Origin of the sequence: Comamonas sp. SY3 (assembly GCF_041730275.1) — a bacterium.
GTDB classification, from domain to species: domain Bacteria; phylum Pseudomonadota; class Gammaproteobacteria; order Burkholderiales; family Burkholderiaceae_C; genus Comamonas; species Comamonas sediminis.
This window is the reverse complement of the sequence record NZ_JBGTYN010000032.1, coordinates 15,524-33,113: the sequence shown is the minus strand read 5'-3', so window position 1 is coordinate 33,113 and position 17,590 is coordinate 15,524. Positions and strand designations below refer to the sequence as shown.

Below are 17,590 nucleotides of genomic sequence, written 5' to 3'. Positions count from 1 at the left end.
AGCGATACCTTGCCAAGGTATAGGTCGACGGTTCGAACCCGTTTTCCCGCTCCAGATAGTGATCTACAGACTTCTACTGACGTCTGTAAGTCGTTGAAAAGAGGGGCTTTGGCCCCTTTTTTCATTCCAGCGAGCGCCACGGAAATCCACCCACAGCTACCGTTTTTGAGTGACCAATTGAGGCACAAGAATACGGTTGGGACGGCTACCGGATAGTTGCTGGGGCTGAGCGGGAACCATGACGAGCATTAGGCCTAAGTCATAACTTAGGAGCCTCGAAATGGCACTCTCTGATCTGACAGTCCGGCAGGCAAGAACCACCGGCAAGCGCTACACCCTCTCCGATAACGACTGCCTGGGCCTGATGGTCTCTGCCGCAGGCGGCAAGTCGTGGATCTTCCGATACTACTGGCTGGGCAAGCAAAAGCGCATGTCCCTGGGTGGCTATCCCGCCCTCAGTCTGCGCGAGGCCCGCGCCGAGCGGGACAAGGCTCAGGTTCTGCTCGCCAAGGGCATTGATCCCCAAATCGAACGCGACCAGCGCCGGCACGCGGCCAAGCTGGCGGGCGAATACACCTTCAAGAACGTCTTCGATGCTTGGGTCGAGCATCGCCGCAAGGAACTCAAGGAAGGCCGTCAGAGCACGCTTTCGCAGATCCTGCGCATCTTCAACAAGGACGTGCTGCCTACCCTGGGGAAGATGTCGATCTACGACATTCGACGGCCCCAGCTCGTGGGCGTCGTGGCGGCGATCGAGAAACGCAAGGCGTTCACCACCGCCGAGAAGGTCCGCACCTGGTTCAACCAGATGTTCCGCTATGCCCTGGTCATCGCCGAAGGGCTGGAAGTCAATCCGGCCGCGGACCTGGACGTGGTGGCCGAGCCCAAGCCCCCGGTGGCCCACAACCCCTATCTGCACCTGCCCGAGCTGCCCGAGTTCCTTCAGAAGCTCCGGCGCTACAACCCCCGGGGCTGGCAGACCCAGCTTGGCGTCCGGCTGCTGTTCCTGACGGGGGTGCGCACGGGCGAGTTGCGCCTGGCCGAGCCTGAGCAATTCGACCTCGACCGCGGCTTGTGGATCATCCCGCCGCAGGTCGTCAAGCAACTCCAGGACGAAATGCGCAAGGCCGGCAAGCGGCCGCAGGACGTGCCGCCCTACATCGTGCCCCTGTCCCTGCAGGCCATCGAGATCGTGCGCTATCTCCTGGGCGTGATGCGTCCAGCGCAGAAGTACCTGCTGTCGCATCGCAGCGAACTCAAGAAGCGCATCAGCGAGAACACCCTCAACAAGGCCGTGCAGCTCATGGGCTACGAGGGGCGCCTGACCGGCCACGGCATCCGCGGCACCATCTCGACCGCGCTCAACGAGATCGGATACCCGAAGATTTGGGTGGACGCTCAGCTTTCGCACTCCGACCCCAACAAGGTGAGTTCGGCCTACAACCACGCCAAGTACGTGGAGCCTCGGCGTCGCATGATGCAGGACTGGGCAGACCGTCTTGACCTGCTCGAACAGGGTGAAGTCGAAGCCGCGAGCGCGCATCTGACCATCCGTATCGACGGGGTGCCGGCAATGGCGGAAGTGGAGGAAGTGGTGGGCGCGGTCTCCACGACTGCTGAGCCTGTTGTCCCCGGCGTGCCGCCCGTGGTGGCCACGCCTATCGTCGTGACCCCCAACAGCGGCGGAATCATGTTCCAGCGGCTGTCGCAGGTGCCGCCGCCTCCGGTGCATGCCCCGGAGCCGGAAGTCTCCGCGATCCAGCGCGAGCGCGAGGAAATGCTGGCCATCTACGAGTCGCCGAACAATCTGCCGGTCCCGCTGTTCGGCAAGCTGGCCGGGAAGTCCAAGGACCAGATCAACCGCGAGCTGAAGGCGGGCAAGCTGCTGTCGATCAGCCTGGGCAACCGGGGGCAGCGGGTTCCCGACTGGCAACTGGTGCCGCTCAAGCACAAGCTGGCCCAAGTGCTCATGAACCAATGCCCGCACGCCGATTCGTGGGACCTGTACCGCATGCTGACCCAGCCTCACCCCGACCTGGGTGATCGTGCGGCCATTGATGCGGTCACGCCAACGAACGTGCCCGCAATCATCCGGGTTCTCATGGGCGACTACCAGCACCATGCGGATGTGCCCGAGGCCGTTGCCCCGCGGCCCATCCCCGAGGACGTGCGGCAGAGCGTCCGCCGACTGGTGGACAGCGCAGCGGTGCTTGAAGGGGTCTAGTCCGGTCTAGTCCCATGCTGCAACCTATGGCCGGGATGAGACGGCTCCGGCCTATAGGAGTGCCTGCTACAGGGCGCCTGCCTCGGCGATCTGCAGCGCCCTGCGCTCGAAACGCTTGGCAGCAGAATCTGCTTGCGCGTGGGGCCGTTGGAGGTACGTCACGATCTCATAGGGGCCATCGGCGAGCGGTCGCATGCTTACCCCCCATTGATGGGCACGCTCGATGCGCGATTGCGCGCATACGCCGATGCCGTAGCCGGCTGAAACCCACAGCGCCATCATCTCGAATGAAGTTGCAGGCAGGATGTTCTCTTGGTCCACTGGCATCAGGGAGGCCAACCTCTCGTCCAGCAAGGGACAAGCCTCCGCCTGCCAGCGATAGATTGGATAGTCCTGAAGATCGGAGATGGTGAGCTTCGCCTGATCAACCAAACGGAACCGCGGTGGTATCGCGACGGCCATGCTTTCGCACCACAGCCTCCGGCTACTCGTCAGGTGATCCCCCGCACTGCTAAGAGATAGCCCCGCGTCGTAGCGGCCCTCATGCAGGCCCGTTACCAGCTCTTGATCCGAAACTTCACGCACGGCGATCGCGACACCCGGCTCGTGCGCTCGCTGCAGTGCAAGCAGCGCCGACAGCCGTGAAGACGGCACACCTGGCGCTATGGCGAGTGTGAAATTCGGGGACGGTCTGATGGCGTTGTGCATGGATGCCCCCAAGAGGCAACGGGATCGAAAAGAGCAGCCGACATCATACTCAAGAGATATCTTTAACGTGGTTAAAGATCAGTGATTCCATGACGCTTCTGCGAATGCAGAAGCGCACTATTCGGCCTGGACGGCCCGCCGGAGTAACCACCTATGAGTCCGCACCGGCGTTGGCGTTCGGGCAAGCGGTGCGAGCCGCTCGCCTGGCTCAGGGGATTGCTCAGGATGAGTTCGCGGGCTTGGCGGGGATCGCGCGCTCGCACATGGGCAAGATTGAGCGCGGCGAGCACATGCCGACACTCGCTCTCATTCTAAAAATTTCCCTGGCTCTCAAGATCAGCTCGGCCGAACTGATGACGGCCACGGAGCGCAACCTCTACCTTCAGGGCGATGCGTGACGCCGGATGTGGCGCAGGCGTCGTAGCTAATCGCTCTTTGGCGAACGCAAACGCTCGATGAAGCGCTCTACGGGTGCGGATAGTCCGCTACCGCCTTCGGGCCGAAGCAGGTAGGTGATGATGACGGCCGAATCGAGCGCCAACGGCCGGATCACCACGTCGGGACGTTGACACGCCGCGATTCGGGTCGCCGTTGCGAAGCCGATGCCGTAACCAGCTCCGACCAATGTGAGCATCATGTCCAGCGACGAGACATGCTCAACGATGGTGGACTCGCGCTCCAGGGGATGTAGCAGCCGGGTCAATTCGCGGCAGTAGCCCTCGCAAAGCTGCGGATCGCACATCACCAGCGGGTAACTCACGAGTTCACGTAGCGACACTTCCTTGTGGGCCAGCAACGGGTGCCGGATCGGCACGGTCACCACCAGCGGGTCCTGCCAGATGGGCTCCGTCACCAGTCCGTCGCCGACGTCCGCGGTGTGTGCGAAACCGATCGCGAAGTCGCCGGATCGCAGTCCCCGCAACTGTTCCGCCAGGGTGACCTCGGAGAGCCGTATTTCGATCTCCGGCTCCTCCTGGCGGCACAGGGCAAGAAGTGCAGACAGCCGCGGGTCGATGGCGCCATCGGAGATGGCGATGCGCACGCTGCCTCTTAGGCCTGCGGCGATCGCCCTGACGTTTTCTCGTGCCTGCTCCAGGTTGGTGAACAGCCTGCGAATGTCCTGAAGGAAGGTGGTGCCCGCTGGCGTCAACCGCGTTCCCCGCCGATCGCGGTCAAAGAGCAGCACCCCCAGTTCGTCTTCCAATTCCTTGATCGTGCGGGACAGCGGCGGCTGCTCGATGTGCAAGCGCTCCGCAGCACGGGTGAAATGCAGCTCTTCGGCGAGAGCCACGAAGCAGCGCAAATGACGAAGTTCCATGGGCACGTCCTTCAGCAATCCTGGTCATTGGGTTGGCCACGGCGCATTGCTGCCGAAGTGCGCTTAGAGGGGGCGACGTAGTGCTGGGTCCCTCTTCAGGGCGAGGAAAAAGGCCATCGGTGTATCTGAATAAGAATACATATGTTCATGTATTAACTCAAGTCAAGGGCGGTAGCAACTGTTTCGGAACGTGACGCCGAAGCCAACCCGCTCAATGCTTGAGCGGCTAAGGCAGTACTGACGCCAAAGTAGCGCGAGCCCACAGAGGGGCTCGCGAGATGTAGGACTGAAGGCGCTCTGCCTTCATGGAAAGGCCCAAATCAGGCCGGGTTGATTTCCAACGAGCCACGGTTGATCTGGTCGCGTTCCATCGACTCGAACAAGGCACCGAAGTTTCCTTCGCCGAAGCCCTCGCGGTAGTTGCCCTTGCGCTCGATGAACTCGAAGAACACCGGGCCAAGCAGCGGCTCGGAGAATATCTGCAGCAGCAGGCGGGGCTGGCCGCCTTCGGTCGTGCCGTCGAGCAGAATGCCGCGCGCCTGCAACTCGGGTACGGGCTGGCCATGGCCGGGCAGGCGCTTTTCCAAGTTTGCGTAATAGATGTCGTTGGGGGCGGTCAGCAGCGGGATACCGGCCATCTGCACGCGGTCGAGCGCATCGAGTAGGTTGTCGCACAGCAGGGCGATGTGCTGGATGCCCTCGCCGCTGAACTGCATCAAGAATTCCTCAATCTGGCCGCCGCCCTGGCGTGCTTCCTCGTTCAGCGGGATGCGGATCAGGCCGTCCGGCGCGCTCATCGCCTTGGAGGCTAGGCCGGTGTACTCGCCGTTGATGTCGAAGTAGCGGATCTCTTGGAAGTTGAAGAACTTCGTGTAGAAGTCGGCCCAGTACTCCGACTCGCACAAGCGCAATCCCATGGACGTGTTCCGCGCGTCTGTCCAGAACTGGCCAGAGGTTGTGGAGTGCCATGCGCTGACCGGCGACATGGACTATCTGCTGCGGGTGGTCGTCATGGACATGGCTCACTACTCCCGCTTCGTGCTCGACACGCTGCTCAAGCACCCCAGCGTGCAGGACTGCAAGACCAGCTTCGTGCTGGATCGCGTAAAGAGCACCACGGCCTTGCCCCTATGAGCATTCGGCCGGTTGGTGTGGCGGGGATGCAAATAGCGATTGACCTTCCAACGGTGGCAAGGAGCACACTTCAAACACCCCAACCCGAAAGGAGTTTTCCATGCAATTCCATCTCGAAGACATGACCTGCGGCGGCTGCGCCCGCACTGTGACGAAAACGATCCAAATGATCGACCCCAACGCCAAGATCGTCACGGACCCGCCGACCCGCCGTGTCGAGGTCCAGACCTCGGCCTCGCAAGAGCAGATCGCCGCGGCCCTGAGCGAAGCTGGCTTCCCGCCGCGCGCGCAGTAACACCGCATCGTGGCCGGCATGCACACAGGACGGCCGATGCGAGCACGTGCGCTGCGCCGTACCTGGCGCGGCGCTCAGTGCATCCCAAGGTAGGCCGACCTTGGCCACAGGGCCATCGCCACCATCATCAGGTTCTCGGTCAGGGACACGAAGCCCAGCGGCACGTTGCTGTCCCCGCCCACGCAGGCGCACTTGAGTTCCCGGCGATCGACATAGACCGCCTTGAAAACCGACACGGCCCCGACGGTCCCGATGAACAGCGCCAACGGAATCGACACCCACATCCCCACGCCCGCGACCATCTGGACGCCTGCGATGGCCTCCGCGAACGGGTAGAAATAGGCATACCGAACCCAGCGCTTGGCCAGCAGGTCGTCGCGAAGCCGTCCACGTCCTTGAGCTTCTGCAGCGCCAGGAGGCACATGGCAAAGGCCACGAACCACTCTGCCGCCTGAATGCTCTAGACTTGGCCGAAGGCCGCCCAGCTCGCCGCCAGCGCCATTGCGGCCGCCGTGGCGAACAGCGCGATCACAGGGGTCTAGGTCACGGCGTTCTTGTCCTTCACGGACATGCCGAAGAATTTGCGTAGGTCGTCGTAGCCGCCCACGCGCCGCCCGTTTATGAAGACCTGGGGCGTGGTCTCGATGCCATGCTCCTTCTTGAACGCATCCGTCTGCTCGCGGCTTGCCAAGTGTTTGTCCTCGACCTCGTAGCCCTTGCGGTTGAGCAGATCGAGCGACTTCAGCCCGTAGGGGCAGGTATGGCCGGGCATGACCATTCGGTAGAGCGTGGCTAGCTTGGGCGCAGACATGCAGGACTTCTCCTGTGGGACTTTCCATGGGCCGGCCGTCACGGATTTAAGGACGTTGATGACCTTTCCAGCCTAACCGACGACCGTGCAAAGGGAGTGTAGACACCTGGCTCGCGGGTTGGTCTGGCCCACGGGTTGGTTATCTGGCGGCAATGCCGTCAGTCCTCCATCTGCCAGAGCAACCCTGCCGCAGGCCGGTGCGCCTGAGGCAGCACGCAGGCTCCTAGTGGTTCTCCTTGGCATGGTTGATCGTGTACTTGGGGATCTCGACGGTCAGGTCTTCGGTCGCAACGATGGCCTGGCAGCTCAGCCGCGACTGCGCCTCCAGTCCCCAGGCCCGGTCGAGCAGATCGTCCTCGCATTCCTCGACTTCGTTTAGAGAATCGAACCCCTTGCGCACGATGCAGTGACAGGTCGTGCAGGCACAGCTCATGTCGCAGGCATGCTCGATCTCGATGCCGTTGTCCAGCAGGGCCTCGCAGATCGAAGTGCCTGCTGGCACGTTCAGTTCGGCTCCCTCAGGCGCCAGTTCAGGATGGGGCAAGACGGTGATTTTGGGCATATCTCTCCTGGCTGCTCAGTGCGCACACGGCTTTTTTCCTGCTGCGTTGGCTCGCGCGCGGCGCGGCACTGCGCCAGTGCGCGCTTCGGGCTTGTTGTCACTGATATCGGGCTGCTCCAGCGTGTGCAGGATCGGGCAGTCGGGCCGTTCGTCGCCGGCGCAACACCGGATCAGCGCCTTGAGCGTCGCGGCCATCTCCAGCATGCTCTCGATGCGCCGGTCCAACTCGTCGATGTGTTGCTGGGCCAGACGCTTTACATCAGCACTCTGGCGCGACTTGTCATTCCACAGTCCCAGCAAGTCCGTGATCTCGGCCACCGAGAAGCCGAGGTCGCGCGAACGCCGGATGAAATGCAACCGGTGAACGTCGTCCTGGGTATAGGCGCGGTAGCCCGAATCGGTGCGGTCAGCCGGAGGGATCAGACCGATTTGCTCGTAGTAGCGGATCATTTTGGCCGAGACCTTCGAGGCCTTGGATGCTTCACCGATGTTCATGGTGTTCCTCCTTTCTCAATGAGCGGTATCCGCCGCCAGCGGCGGCTGGAAGCGGCGCAGGCGCAGCGCGTTGCCGAGCACGAACACGCTGGACAGCGCCATCGCGCCAGCCGCGAAGATCGGCGACAACAGCACACCGTATGCGGGGTACAGGACGCCAGCGGCCACCGGGATCAGGGCCGTGTTGTAGCCAAACGCCCAGAACAGGTTCTGGCGGATGTTGCCGATGGTCGCCTTGGACAGCGCGATGGCGTTGGGCACGCCCTGCAGGTTGCCCGACATCAGCACTACGTCGGCCGACTCCACCGCCACGTCGGTGCCGGTGCCGATGGCCAGGCCCACGTCGGCCTCGGCCAGCGCCGGGGCGTCGTTGATGCCGTCGCCCACGTAGGCGATCTGGCCGTGGCTGGCTTTCAGCCGGCGCACGGCTTCGACCTTGCCCTCGGGCAGCACTTCGGCCACCACCTCGTCGATGCCCAGTTGCTTGGCGATGGCCTGCGCGGTACGCGCGTTGTCGCCGGTGATCATCGCCACCTTCAGGCCGAGCTGGTGCAACGCGGCAATGGCCGCGGGCGTGCTGGACTTGATCGGATCGGCCACCGCGATGATGGCGGCCAGCCGGCCGTCGATCGCGGCGTACAGCGGTGACTTGCCCTCGTTGCCCAGGCGCTCGGCCGTGCGAGCGAAGCTGCCCACGTCCAACCCCAGCTCACGCATGAAGCGATCGGCACCGACCTCGACACGCGCGCCGTCCACGGTGGCGCGCACGCCCATGCCCGTGACCGAATCGAAGTCTGTCATCGTCGGCAGCGCGATGCCACCTTCCACGGCCGACTCGACGATGGCGCGTGCGATCGGATGCTCCGAGCGCGATTCGACAGCGGCGACCTTCGCCAGCACCTGGTTGCGATCAAAGCCGTCGGCAATCTCCAGGTCGGTCAGGACCGGGCGGCCCTCGGTCAGCGTGCCGGTCTTGTCCACGGCCACCACCTTGGCGTCCTTGAGCAGTTGCAGGGCTTCACCCTTGCGGAACAGCACGCCCATCTCGGCGCCCCGGCCCGTGCCGACCATGATGGAGGTCGGCGTCGCCAAACCCATGGCGCAAGGGCAGGCAATGATCAGCACCGCCACGGCATTGACCAGCGCGAAGGACAGCGCGGGCGACGGGCCGAACACCAGCCAGACCAGGAAGGTCAGCACCGCGGCCAGCATGACGGCGGGCACGAACCACAGCGTCACCTTGTCCACCACGGCCTGGATCGGCAGCTTGGAACCTTGCGCCTGCTCGACCATGCGGATGATCTGCGCCAGCATGGTCTGACCGCCCACGGCGGTGGCACGCAGCGTCAGCGCACCCTTCTGGTTGACGGTGCCGCCGACCACGGTGCTGCCTTCCGCCTTTTCGACGGGAATCGGCTCGCCGGTGATCATCGACTCGTCCACGAAGCTGCGGCCCTCGGTCACTTCACCATCGACCGGCACGCGCTCGCCGGGGCGCACTTCCACGATGTCGCCCTGCGCCACGTCGTTGATCGGGATGTCCACGATGCGGCCGTCGCGCAGCACGTGCGCCTCCTTGGCCTGCAGGCCGATCAGGCGCTTGATGGCCTCGGAGGTGCGGCCCTTGGCCCGTGCCTCAAGAAAGCGGCCCAGCAGGATCAGCGCCACGATGACGGCTGCCGCCTCGTAGTACACGTTCACCGTGCCGGCCGGCAGCAGACTGGGCGCGAACGTGGCGACCATCGAATAACCGAAGGCCGCGGCCGTGCCGACCGCGACCAGCGAGTTCATGTCGGGACCCAGGCGGAACAGCGCCGGGAAGCCCTTCTCATAGAAGCGCCAGCCCGGAATGGCGAGCACCAGCAGGGTCAGCACGAACTGCAGATACCAGCTCTGCTGGATGCCAATGGTGGAAGCCACCCACTCGTGCATGCCGGGAATCATGTGCGAGCCCATTTCGAGCACGAACACAGGCAGCGCCAGCACGGCGGCCAGGGTCAGGTCGCGCTTGAGTTCGGCGCGCTCGGCGTCCTTTTTCTCGGCAGCTTCCTCGTCGGCCTGCATGCCTGTATCGACCGGGCTGGCCTCGTAGCCGACCTTATCGACAGCAGCAATCAGATCCTGCACGGATGCTACGCCACGCACGGTAGCGCGCTCGGTCGCCAGATTGACCACAGCCTCAGTGACGCCCGGCACCGCCTTGAGCGCCTTCTCGACGCGGCCCACGCACGAAGCGCAGGTCATGCCTCCGATCGCCAGCTCGATGGTGCCCTGAGGCACGTCGTACCCTACCTTCTCGATCGCCTGGATCAGCGCCATGCGATCGACAGGACGGTTCAGGCGAATGTCCGCTCGCTCGGTGGCGAGATTGACAGACACGCTTGCCACGCCCTCGACCTTGGCAAGGGCGGCCTCGACTCGGCCGACACAGCTTGCGCAGGTCATGCCCTCGATGGGCAGGCTGATTGCCGCTGCTTGGGCGCCAGCACTACTCGTTGTTGCCATGCTCATGGTGTGCTTCCCATAGTTGAAATTCGACATGGAGGGAGCTTAGGGTTTACCATCGTGGGAAGGTCAAGCGCTTTTTCGGATGCTGTCAGGTTTCAGAAATGACCCGGTGCACGGGGAACGGAGGCCTTGCCTGCCAGGCTCGCACTGGTTCTTTGCTGCGCGCGCCTAAGCGGCCGCTGCCTTGTTAATTCTGAAGGGCGAAAACAGCCATTCGAGGTTAGGAAATATTTTAAAAATGAATACAAGTAAGCCATTCAGTACCCCACCGAAGGGTCCCAGCGCCGATTTGGAATCGCTGTCACAGAATGACGTGACCATCTTGGCTGAGACATTCCGCCTCCTGGGTGACCCGTCCCGGCTGAGAATCATGCTGTGCTGCATGAAAGGCTCTTCCTCGGTCGGGGACATCGCTGAAACCCTCGAACTCTCGCAGTCGCTGGTGAGCCACCACCTGCGGCTGCTGCGCGGTGCTCGCCTGGTCAAGGGCGTGCGCCAAGCCAAACAGATCTTCTATGAGGTGGCGGACAAGCACGTGAACCAGGTGCTGCTGGATATGGCCACCCACATCGCGGAAGACCACAACGACGAGTAACTGTTGGGCATAGCATGCCGTTGCGGCGTGGCCTACGTTCCATGGCGATATGCGCCCCACCGCCCGCAGCTGCGTTCGGTGAGGTGGTTTGGATGCCGCTTCCGATCAATCAGAAGTTGAGCGCGCGCTTGTCCACGGCCAGCGAGGCCTCTTTGAACGTCTCGGAGAGGGTCGGATGGGCAAAGCAGATGCGGGCGATGTCTTCGCTGCTGGCCTTGAACGCCATGGCGATCACGGCCTCGGCCACCAGTTCACTGGCCTGCGGGCCGACCACATGCACGCCGAGTATCTCATCAGTGGCAGGATCGGCGATCACCTTGACGAGGCCCGGCGTGTCGCCCAGCGCACGCGCGCGGCCATTGGCCATGAACGGGAAGGAACCGATTCGATAGGCGGTGCCCTGCTCTTTGAGCTGCTGCTCGGTGCGGCCTACCCAGGCAATCTCTGGGCTGGTGTAGATGACGTTGGGGATCGTATTGAAATCGACGTGACCGTGCTGGCCGGCAATGCGCTCGGCCACTGCGACACCTTCCTCTTCCGCCTTGTGCGCCAACATCGGGCCACGCACCACGTCACCGATGGCCCAGATGCCGGGCACACTGGTGCGGCATTCATCGTCCACCAGCACGGCGCCGCGCTCATCCAGTTGGAGTCCCACGGCGGCCGGATTCAGGCCTTCGGTGTTGGGCACACGGCCGATAGCCACGATCACTTTGTCTGCCTGCAAGGACTGCGTCTGGCCCTGGCTGTCGGTGTAGTGAATAGTCACGCCAGCCTCGGTTGCATTGACTTCGCGAACCTTCGCACCTAGTTCGATCTTCAGGCCTTGCTTGTCGAACGCCTTCTTCGCCTCCTTGGCGATGGCTTGGTCGACGATTGGCAGGAAGCTGGGCAAGCCTTCGAGGATCGTGACATCCGCCCCCAGGCGGCGCCAAACGGAGCCCAGCTCCAGGCCGATCACGCCGGCACCGATGACGGCCAACCGATCGGGCACGGCCGCGATGTCCAGCGCGCCGTCGTTGGAGAGCACGACCCGCTCATCGAACGGTAGGTTGGGGAGTGGCCGCACGTTGGAGCCTGTGGCAACGATGATCTGCTTGCCCACCAAGGTAACAGCCTCATCGGCGGCGACGCTCACCTCGAAGCCACCATCGACAGTCCTGGTGAAAGACGCCAGGCCGTTGAAAAACTGGACCTTGTTTTTGCGGAACAGATAAAGGATGCCTTCGTTGCTGGACTTCACGACCTGATTCTTACGTTCCAACATCGTGGTCACATCCATGCGCAGATCACCCGTGGAGATGCCGTGCGTGCCAAAGTGGTGCTTGGCTTGTTCAAAGTTCTCTGACGACTGCAGTAGCGCTTTCGAAGGGATACAACCGATGTTGTTGCAGGTGCCGCCAGGTGCTGGCTTTCCGTCCTTGTTCTTCCAGGCATCTACACAAGCGACCTTCATGCCTAATTGGGCAGCGCGAATGGCCGCGATGTATCCGCCTGGGCCGGCACCGATAACAATGACGTCGAAATGCATTTCCATGATTTACATCTCCAAAGTTTTTGAGGAAATAGTGAGCGCCTATGTCGCGCCTTTTGTCAGGTGGTCGCCAGATTACAGCTCGTTCCCTGACGATCACGTTGAACACTACGGCAGAACGAACCGGGCGCTCGCGGTATTGCCCCCACGTTCGACTTGGACGACGGCCTTCGTGCCCTTGGCTGCGGCGAAGGTCCCGCTGCCTTCGAGGCGGCTTCCGTCCGCGGCAGGCGTGAGTTGCACCTCCTGCTTTTGTGAGCCGGTCAACAGTGTGAGCTTGGCTTTGGTGTTGCTTACATTGACCTGCTTGCCGTGGTCGCGCAGGTAGAGTTGCGCTGCTGCGGGCTGAACGACCAACTCGTAGTCCACGTCCCGGACTTCGGTCACGACGCCACCATGCAGCGGCTTGTGGTCATGCGCGTGGTCATGGTCGCCTGCGGCGAAGGCGGTGACGGATGCCAGGGCGAGGGCGGTGCCGGCCGTGAGGGAACGAAATCGAACAGACATGAAAGCTCCTATAGGGTTACGGTGGTTGAAATCGGGTGACAGAAGGCGTTGCATCAGAATGCCTCCGCGTCGCGGTCGTCCAGCAGGCGTTCGGCAGGCTTGCGGCCGAACAGCCAGAACATGGCGGGTGTAAGGAAGGTGTCTAGCAGCGTGGAGCTGACCAGCCCCGAGAAGATCACCACCGCGACGGGGTGCAGGATCTCAGTACCGGGTCGGGACGCCTCGAACAGCAGCGGGGCCAGCGCGAAGGCCGTGACCAGCGCGGTCATCAGAACCGGGGAAAGCCGTTCGAGCGAGCCACGCACGATCATCTTCTGGTCGAAGTCCTCGCCCTCCATGCGCATGAGGTTGAGGTAGTGGCTCACCTTCAGGATGCCGTTGCGCACAGAAATACCCGCGAGCGTGATGAAGCCGACCAGGGCGGCCACGGACAACGGCTGGCCAGACAGCCACAGCCCCAACACGGCGCCGACCAGGGCCAATGGAATGTTCACCATGATGAGCGCTGATAGGACGACCGACTTGTAGCGCGTGTACAACACCACGAACATGAGCGTCAGGGAGACGATGGACAGCAGGCCCACCAGTCGCGAGGCTTCCTCTTGTGCCTGGAACTGGCCGCCCAGCGTGATGAAGTAGCCTTCGGGCAAGCGCACTTCTTGGACGACGCTGCGTATGTCGGCCACTACTTCGGACAGCGGCCGTCCCTGAGCGTTGGCCGACAAAACTATGCGTCGACGGCCATCGTCGCGGCTGACCTGGTTGGGGCCGTCGCTGTCTTCGATGGTGGCAAGGCGCGACAACGGGACCCGACCCATGGGCGTGTCGATGAGGATGCGGCTCAAGCCCTCAATCGACCGCGCCTGCTCGGGCAGGCGAACCACCAGCGCGAAGCGGCGGTTGCCCTCGATGACCTCGGTGATCTTTTCGCCTTCGACCAGGCTTTGCAGCGTGGACAGAATTTGCGGTGCGGCCACGCCGTAGCGTCCCGCCGCCGCATAATCCACGCGGATTTTGATCTGCGGCGCTAGGACCTGCTTTTCGATCTCCAGGTCAGCAAGCCCCGGAATTCCGGCCAGCTTGGCGCGCAGCAGATCCGCCTGCCCGCGCAGGACGTCCAGGTCCTCGCCGAACACCTTGATGGCGATCTGCGAGCGCACCCCCGACAACATGTGGTCGATGCGGTGCGAGATCGGCTGGCCAATGCCGATGGAGCCGGGCAAGTGAGCCAGACGCGAACGGATGTCGGCGGTGATCTCCTCCATGGAGCGCTTTAGCTCCGAGGCGGGCAGCAGGCCCACGTCCAGCTCGCTGACATGCACGCCTTCGGCATGCTCGTCCAGCTCGGCCCGTCCGCTGCGCCGGCCCACGTGCTGCACCTCTGGCACCTGCGCGACCAGCAGCTCGGCTTGCTGGGCAAGCGCCGAAGATTCGGCCAGCGTCACACCGGGATTCAGGCGCAGGCCCACCAGCAACGTTCCTTCATTGAACGGGGGCAGGAACGTGGTCGGGAAGAATGGCACCGCGGCGACAGCCAGTGTGACAGCCACAGCGGCCATGCCAAGGGCGGCACGCGGCCGCTGCAAGACCCGCTGCAGGCCGCCCTGATAGCGCGTCTTCAACCAGGCTAGAAGCCGAGTGTCGCCATGGTCCAGCGTCCTCATCTTGGGCAGCAGGTAGTACGAAAGCACCGGAGTGACCGTCACAGAGACCAGCAGCGAGGCCAGCGTGGAGACGATGAAGGCGATGCCCAGCGGCACGAACAAGCGCCCCTCCATCCCCGGCAGCGCGAACAGGGGCAGGAACACCAGCACAATGATCATCGTGGCGTAGAGAATCGCCGAGCGAACCTCCATCGAGGCCCTGGCAACGATGACCAGGGGCGTCAGCCGGTTCTCAGGGTGGCGGGTGCGGTCCTCCTTGAGCCGCCGCATGATGTTCTCCACATCGACCACAGCATCGTCCACGAGACCGCCGATGGCGATCGCCAGCCCACCGAGCGTCATGGTGTTGATTGATAGGCCGAAATAGTGGAACACCAGCCCGGTCACGAAGATCGAGGCAGGAATCGCGGTCAACGCGATCACCAGGGGGCGCAAAGTGCCCAGGAAGAAGAACAGGATCACCGCCACGAAGACCGATGCGCCGATGAGCTTGCCTTGCAGCGTGCTGATGGACGCCTCGATGAAGTTGGCTTGTCGGAAGGTCACCTGTGGCTCGGCCATGCCAGCCGGCAGTGAGCCCTTCATGTCCGCCAACGCTGACTCGATCGAGCGGGTCAGTGCAATCGTATCGGCCGTGGGCTGCTTTTGGATGCCCAGGATCACGGCTGGCAGGCCCTCGAAGCCCGCATCGCCGCGCTTGATGGCTGGCGCAAACTGAACATCGGCGACCTGGTGGAGCAGGATGGGTTGGCCCGCACGCACCGCGAGAGGCAGGTTACGCAGGTCGTCGAGTCGGGACGTGCGGCCCAGGTTGCGGATCAGGTACTCGCGGCCATTGATCTCCAGGAAGCCGCCGGAAGTGTTCGCGGAGAAGCCCTTGAGAGCCGCATCCAGATCGGACGCAGTCACGCCCAGCTCTGACATTCGCGTGGTGTTGGGCTGGACCTGGAACTGACGGACCTCGCCTCCGATCGGGATGACTTGGGCAACACCAGGTATGGCCATCAGCCGGGGGCGTAGCACCCAGTCCGCGTACTCGCGAGTGTCCATGGCCGACAGCGGCGGGGCTGCGTTCTTCTGCCCTGAGGGCTTGGCACCGATGGGGATTGCAATCTGCATGATCTCGCCCATCACTGAGCTGATTGGCCCCATAGTGGGCGTCACGCCCGGGGCTAGCCCTTCCTCCATGGACGTCAGGCGTTCGGAGACCATCTGGCGCGCCCGGAAGATGTCGGTCTTCCAGTCAAATGTCACGTAGATGAAGGAAAGCCCGGCGCTGGAGACCGAGCGCACGCTTTCGACGCTGGGCAGGCCGTTCATGGCCGTTTCGAGCGGGAACGTGATGAGTTGCTCGACTTCTTCGGCAGCCATGCCGCCAGCCTCCGTCATGAGAGTGACGGTCGGCTTGTTGAGATCGGGAAAGACATCTACCGGCGTGCGCGTCAGGGTGAACGCGCCATACGCCATCAGCACCAGCGCCCCGATGATGACCAGGAGCCGGTTTCGTAAGCTATTTTCGAGAAGCCACTTGAACATGGAATGGTGCCCCTCAACGAACTTGATTGATCAGGGACGCGCCCTCGACAACCACGCGGTCGCCGTCCGCCAGGCCCGAAGTGACAGCGATGGATGCACCATCCAAAGGAGTGATGTTCACGACACGCGGCTCGAAGCGCTCGGCCTGGTCTTTGACCCAGACGATGTTCTGGTTGGCAGGGTTCTTCATCAGCGCACCGGAAGGCACGCGGTAGCCAGGTACCGTCGTCGCCTCTTGCACGAAGACCACCACCGGCATACCGACCGCCAAGCGCGAGAGGCTTTCGCTGGTGCCCTTGAACAGCATGGGCAGGGCCTGCTCGCGCAGGCTGCTGGCGGCACCGACGAAGCTCAGCGGCACCTTCTGACCGCCTACTGCGAGTGCAGCACCGGCCAGGTTCTGTGCCATTGCCGGATCGTAGGCAAGCGCCTCGATGCGCAGTTGGGTCGGATCGACCACCTCAAACACCAGTTCGCGCGCATCCACGACCTGCCCGGCAACTGCGGGGCTGGATGCGATGACGCCGCTGACTGGGGCCTTCAGTACGTCCCTGCCGGCGAGGCCCCCGCTCAAGGCGCGGGCGCGTTCGGTCAGGCTGTTCACTTCGCTTTCGGCTGCTTCGATCTCCTTGCGGGGCACGGTCTCCGACAGCTCGCGCAGCCGGGCCAAGCGCTTCTGCGCGAGCGCTTGGCCCGCACGCAGCTCGGCAACCTGGGCCATCTGGCCTGAGCGCTCCAGCACACCGCTGGCCGGTTCGATGTAAGCCAGCACCTGGCCCTTGCGCACGGATTGGCCGATCTGCGGCAGACCATCCGGCCCGGGCACCAGCCGGCCCATTACCATTGCCTGGACCTTGCCGCCTGTCGTCGGGTCCATGATTACTTTGCCAGCCAGTTCATGGCTGCGGGCCAAGGGCTCCTGCTTGATCAGCTGGGTGCGTACACCGATCTGACGTTGCGACGGTTTCGGAAGAAACACGCTGCCATCAGGCTGGCGCTGGGGGCCATTGGAAGACGCAGCCGGCGCTTCGTCGCCGTGGTCATGGCCGTCGTGAGCGAACGCGGGAGCAGCCAGAGCCAATGCAGCCGCCATGGCCGTCGTCATTAGGAAACGGAAGTTGCGCTTCATGCTGCACCTCGCAGTGCACCGTTGGTGCGTGTACGTCTGCGCAGCGCCCACGCTAGGACACCGACGCCGAGGACTGCGGCACCGCCACCTAGTACGACCACACGGCCGGATGCGACGGCATGCTCGTGTTCGGCGTCTTCGCTATGAACATCGAGAACGCCCGTCAACAGGTCCGATTGGCCCTGCGCAGTAATAGTGGCCATGATTGAGGTCTCGCCATCGGATAGCGGCTCAGTCAGATCGGCCTCGAACTCTCCAACCCCGTGTGAGCTGACCTTTACCTGTTGACCACCCAGCTCGAGGGTCAGCTCGCCATCGGTCACCGGCCGGTTGTCGGCAGCATGGTCGAGGTAGAGTGTGAGACGCTGGCCGTTCAGCACACCCACCAGTTCGAAGTCATCGGAAACTGCGGCAAAGCGCGGAAGCGCGGCCGCTGCGGGGGCAGGAGCGGCTTCGCCATGGTCATGGCCGTCGCCGGCCCACGTTGCGCTACTGCCAAGCAGGAGGCTGGACAAGGCAGCTGCACGCCAGAAAGAGGATTGCGACATTTCTAAGGTTCCAGGATGGTTG

The 17,590-nt window shown here is 63.2% G+C and carries 14 protein-coding genes and 3 pseudogenes; 5 read left to right on the top strand and 12 right to left on the bottom strand.

From position 1 onward, the window contains the following. Positions 1 to 280: 280 nt before the first annotated feature. Positions 281 to 2,224: an integrase arm-type DNA-binding domain-containing protein gene (locus ACCQ08_RS24470; RefSeq protein ID WP_012614046.1), complete on the top strand. Its 1,944-nt coding sequence runs from the start codon at positions 281 to 283 to the stop codon at positions 2,222 to 2,224. Between the two features lie 66 nt (positions 2,225 to 2,290). Here the strand turns inward: ACCQ08_RS24470 and ACCQ08_RS24465 are convergent, their stop codons facing one another. After that, entirely contained in the window at positions 2,291 to 2,932 is a 642-nt protein-coding gene (locus ACCQ08_RS24465; protein ID WP_012614047.1) for a LysR substrate-binding domain-containing protein, read from the bottom strand. Between the two features lie 104 nt (positions 2,933 to 3,036). On the opposite strand from ACCQ08_RS24465, the gene ACCQ08_RS24460 reads away from it, so the two are divergent. Next, a complete protein-coding gene (locus ACCQ08_RS24460) occupies positions 3,037 to 3,330 on the top strand; it encodes a helix-turn-helix domain-containing protein (RefSeq protein ID WP_024082527.1) in 294 nt (97 codons plus the stop codon). Between the two features lie 26 nt (positions 3,331 to 3,356). Here the strand turns inward: ACCQ08_RS24460 and ACCQ08_RS24455 are convergent, their stop codons facing one another. After that, a complete protein-coding gene (locus ACCQ08_RS24455; RefSeq protein ID WP_012614048.1) occupies positions 3,357 to 4,250 on the bottom strand; it encodes a LysR family transcriptional regulator in 894 nt (297 codons plus the stop codon). 320 nt (positions 4,251 to 4,570) lie between these two features. Then, positions 4,571 to 5,140, bottom strand: a pseudogene (locus ACCQ08_RS24450) (4-hydroxyphenylpyruvate dioxygenase family protein); the annotation flags it as partial. Between ACCQ08_RS24450 and ACCQ08_RS24445 the strand changes: the two are divergent. After that, positions 5,136 to 5,384, top strand: a pseudogene (locus ACCQ08_RS24445) (Lrp/AsnC ligand binding domain-containing protein); the annotation flags it as partial. The pseudogenes ACCQ08_RS24450 and ACCQ08_RS24445 overlap by 5 nt on opposite strands. A 100-nt stretch (positions 5,385 to 5,484) precedes the next feature. Next, positions 5,485 to 5,679: a heavy-metal-associated domain-containing protein gene (locus ACCQ08_RS24440; RefSeq protein WP_012614049.1), complete on the top strand. Its 195-nt coding sequence runs from the start codon at positions 5,485 to 5,487 to the stop codon at positions 5,677 to 5,679. A gap of 74 nt (positions 5,680 to 5,753) precedes the next feature. Here ACCQ08_RS24440 and ACCQ08_RS24435 read toward each other — a convergent pair. The 4 genes and pseudogenes from ACCQ08_RS24435 to ACCQ08_RS24420 all read right to left on the bottom strand — a co-directional run bounded on the left by ACCQ08_RS24435 (position 5,754) and on the right by ACCQ08_RS24420 (position 10,058). Further along, positions 5,754 to 6,490: pseudogene (locus ACCQ08_RS24435) on the bottom strand (MauE/DoxX family redox-associated membrane protein). Between the two features lie 223 nt (positions 6,491 to 6,713). Then, positions 6,714 to 7,052, bottom strand: a complete 339-nt coding sequence (gene fdx, locus ACCQ08_RS24430) for an ISC system 2Fe-2S type ferredoxin (protein WP_012614051.1) — start codon at positions 7,050 to 7,052, stop codon at positions 6,714 to 6,716. A 15-nt stretch (positions 7,053 to 7,067) separates the two neighbouring features. Then, positions 7,068 to 7,547: a Cu(I)-responsive transcriptional regulator gene (gene cueR, locus ACCQ08_RS24425; RefSeq protein ID WP_012614052.1), complete on the bottom strand. Its 480-nt coding sequence runs from the start codon at positions 7,545 to 7,547 to the stop codon at positions 7,068 to 7,070. A gap of 15 nt (positions 7,548 to 7,562) precedes the next feature. Further along, entirely contained in the window at positions 7,563 to 10,058 is a 2,496-nt protein-coding gene (locus tag ACCQ08_RS24420; RefSeq protein WP_017511447.1) for a heavy metal translocating P-type ATPase, read from the bottom strand. A 235-nt stretch (positions 10,059 to 10,293) separates the two neighbouring features. On the opposite strand from ACCQ08_RS24420, the gene ACCQ08_RS24415 reads away from it, so the two are divergent. Beyond that, positions 10,294 to 10,650 (top strand): metalloregulator ArsR/SmtB family transcription factor, encoded by a 357-nt coding sequence (locus ACCQ08_RS24415; protein WP_015912826.1) that lies wholly within the window; start codon positions 10,294 to 10,296, stop codon positions 10,648 to 10,650. 109 nt (positions 10,651 to 10,759) lie between these two features. On the opposite strand, the gene lpdA is transcribed toward ACCQ08_RS24415, so the two are convergent. The 5 genes from lpdA to ACCQ08_RS24390 form a co-directional block, all read right to left on the bottom strand. Next, positions 10,760 to 12,187 (bottom strand): dihydrolipoyl dehydrogenase, encoded by a 1,428-nt coding sequence (gene lpdA / locus ACCQ08_RS24410; RefSeq protein ID WP_015912827.1) that lies wholly within the window; start codon positions 12,185 to 12,187, stop codon positions 10,760 to 10,762. Positions 12,188 to 12,292: 105 nt separating this feature from the next. Next, positions 12,293 to 12,691 carry a hypothetical protein gene (locus ACCQ08_RS24405; protein ID WP_015912828.1) on the bottom strand — a complete coding sequence of 133 codons (399 nt, stop codon included), beginning with the start codon at positions 12,689 to 12,691 and terminating at the stop codon, positions 12,293 to 12,295. A 53-nt stretch (positions 12,692 to 12,744) separates the two neighbouring features. After that, on the bottom strand, positions 12,745 to 15,891 hold the full coding sequence (locus tag ACCQ08_RS24400) for an efflux RND transporter permease subunit (protein ID WP_012614056.1): 3,147 nt from the start codon (positions 15,889 to 15,891) through the stop codon (positions 12,745 to 12,747). A 13-nt stretch (positions 15,892 to 15,904) separates the two neighbouring features. Then, positions 15,905 to 17,020 (bottom strand): efflux RND transporter periplasmic adaptor subunit, encoded by a 1,116-nt coding sequence (locus tag ACCQ08_RS24395; protein ID WP_003821159.1) that lies wholly within the window; start codon positions 17,018 to 17,020, stop codon positions 15,905 to 15,907. Beyond that, positions 17,017 to 17,568: a hypothetical protein gene (locus ACCQ08_RS24390; protein WP_015912829.1), complete on the bottom strand. Its 552-nt coding sequence runs from the start codon at positions 17,566 to 17,568 to the stop codon at positions 17,017 to 17,019. The genes ACCQ08_RS24395 and ACCQ08_RS24390 overlap by 4 nt, the downstream gene beginning before the upstream one ends. Positions 17,569 to 17,590 lie beyond the last annotated feature (22 nt).

Coding starts and splice junctions, on each gene's coding strand:
- ACCQ08_RS24470 (WP_012614046.1), top strand. CDS start 281: ATGGCACTCTCTGATCTGACAGTCCGGCAGGCAAGAACCACCGGCAAG.
- ACCQ08_RS24465 (WP_012614047.1), bottom strand. CDS start 2,932: ATGCACAACGCCATCAGACCGTCCCCGAATTTCACACTCGCCATAGCG.
- ACCQ08_RS24460 (WP_024082527.1), top strand. CDS start 3,037: ATGCAGAAGCGCACTATTCGGCCTGGACGGCCCGCCGGAGTAACCACC.
- ACCQ08_RS24455 (WP_012614048.1), bottom strand. CDS start 4,250: ATGGAACTTCGTCATTTGCGCTGCTTCGTGGCTCTCGCCGAAGAGCTG.
- ACCQ08_RS24440 (WP_012614049.1), top strand. CDS start 5,485: ATGCAATTCCATCTCGAAGACATGACCTGCGGCGGCTGCGCCCGCACT.
- fdx (WP_012614051.1), bottom strand. CDS start 7,052: ATGCCCAAAATCACCGTCTTGCCCCATCCTGAACTGGCGCCTGAGGGA.
- cueR (WP_012614052.1), bottom strand. CDS start 7,547: ATGAACATCGGTGAAGCATCCAAGGCCTCGAAGGTCTCGGCCAAAATG.
- ACCQ08_RS24420 (WP_017511447.1), bottom strand. CDS start 10,058: ATGAGCATGGCAACAACGAGTAGTGCTGGCGCCCAAGCAGCGGCAATC.
- ACCQ08_RS24415 (WP_015912826.1), top strand. CDS start 10,294: ATGAATACAAGTAAGCCATTCAGTACCCCACCGAAGGGTCCCAGCGCC.
- lpdA (WP_015912827.1), bottom strand. CDS start 12,187: ATGGAAATGCATTTCGACGTCATTGTTATCGGTGCCGGCCCAGGCGGA.
- ACCQ08_RS24405 (WP_015912828.1), bottom strand. CDS start 12,691: ATGTCTGTTCGATTTCGTTCCCTCACGGCCGGCACCGCCCTCGCCCTG.
- ACCQ08_RS24400 (WP_012614056.1), bottom strand. CDS start 15,891: ATGTTCAAGTGGCTTCTCGAAAATAGCTTACGAAACCGGCTCCTGGTC.
- ACCQ08_RS24395 (WP_003821159.1), bottom strand. CDS start 17,020: ATGAAGCGCAACTTCCGTTTCCTAATGACGACGGCCATGGCGGCTGCA.
- ACCQ08_RS24390 (WP_015912829.1), bottom strand. CDS start 17,568: ATGTCGCAATCCTCTTTCTGGCGTGCAGCTGCCTTGTCCAGCCTCCTG.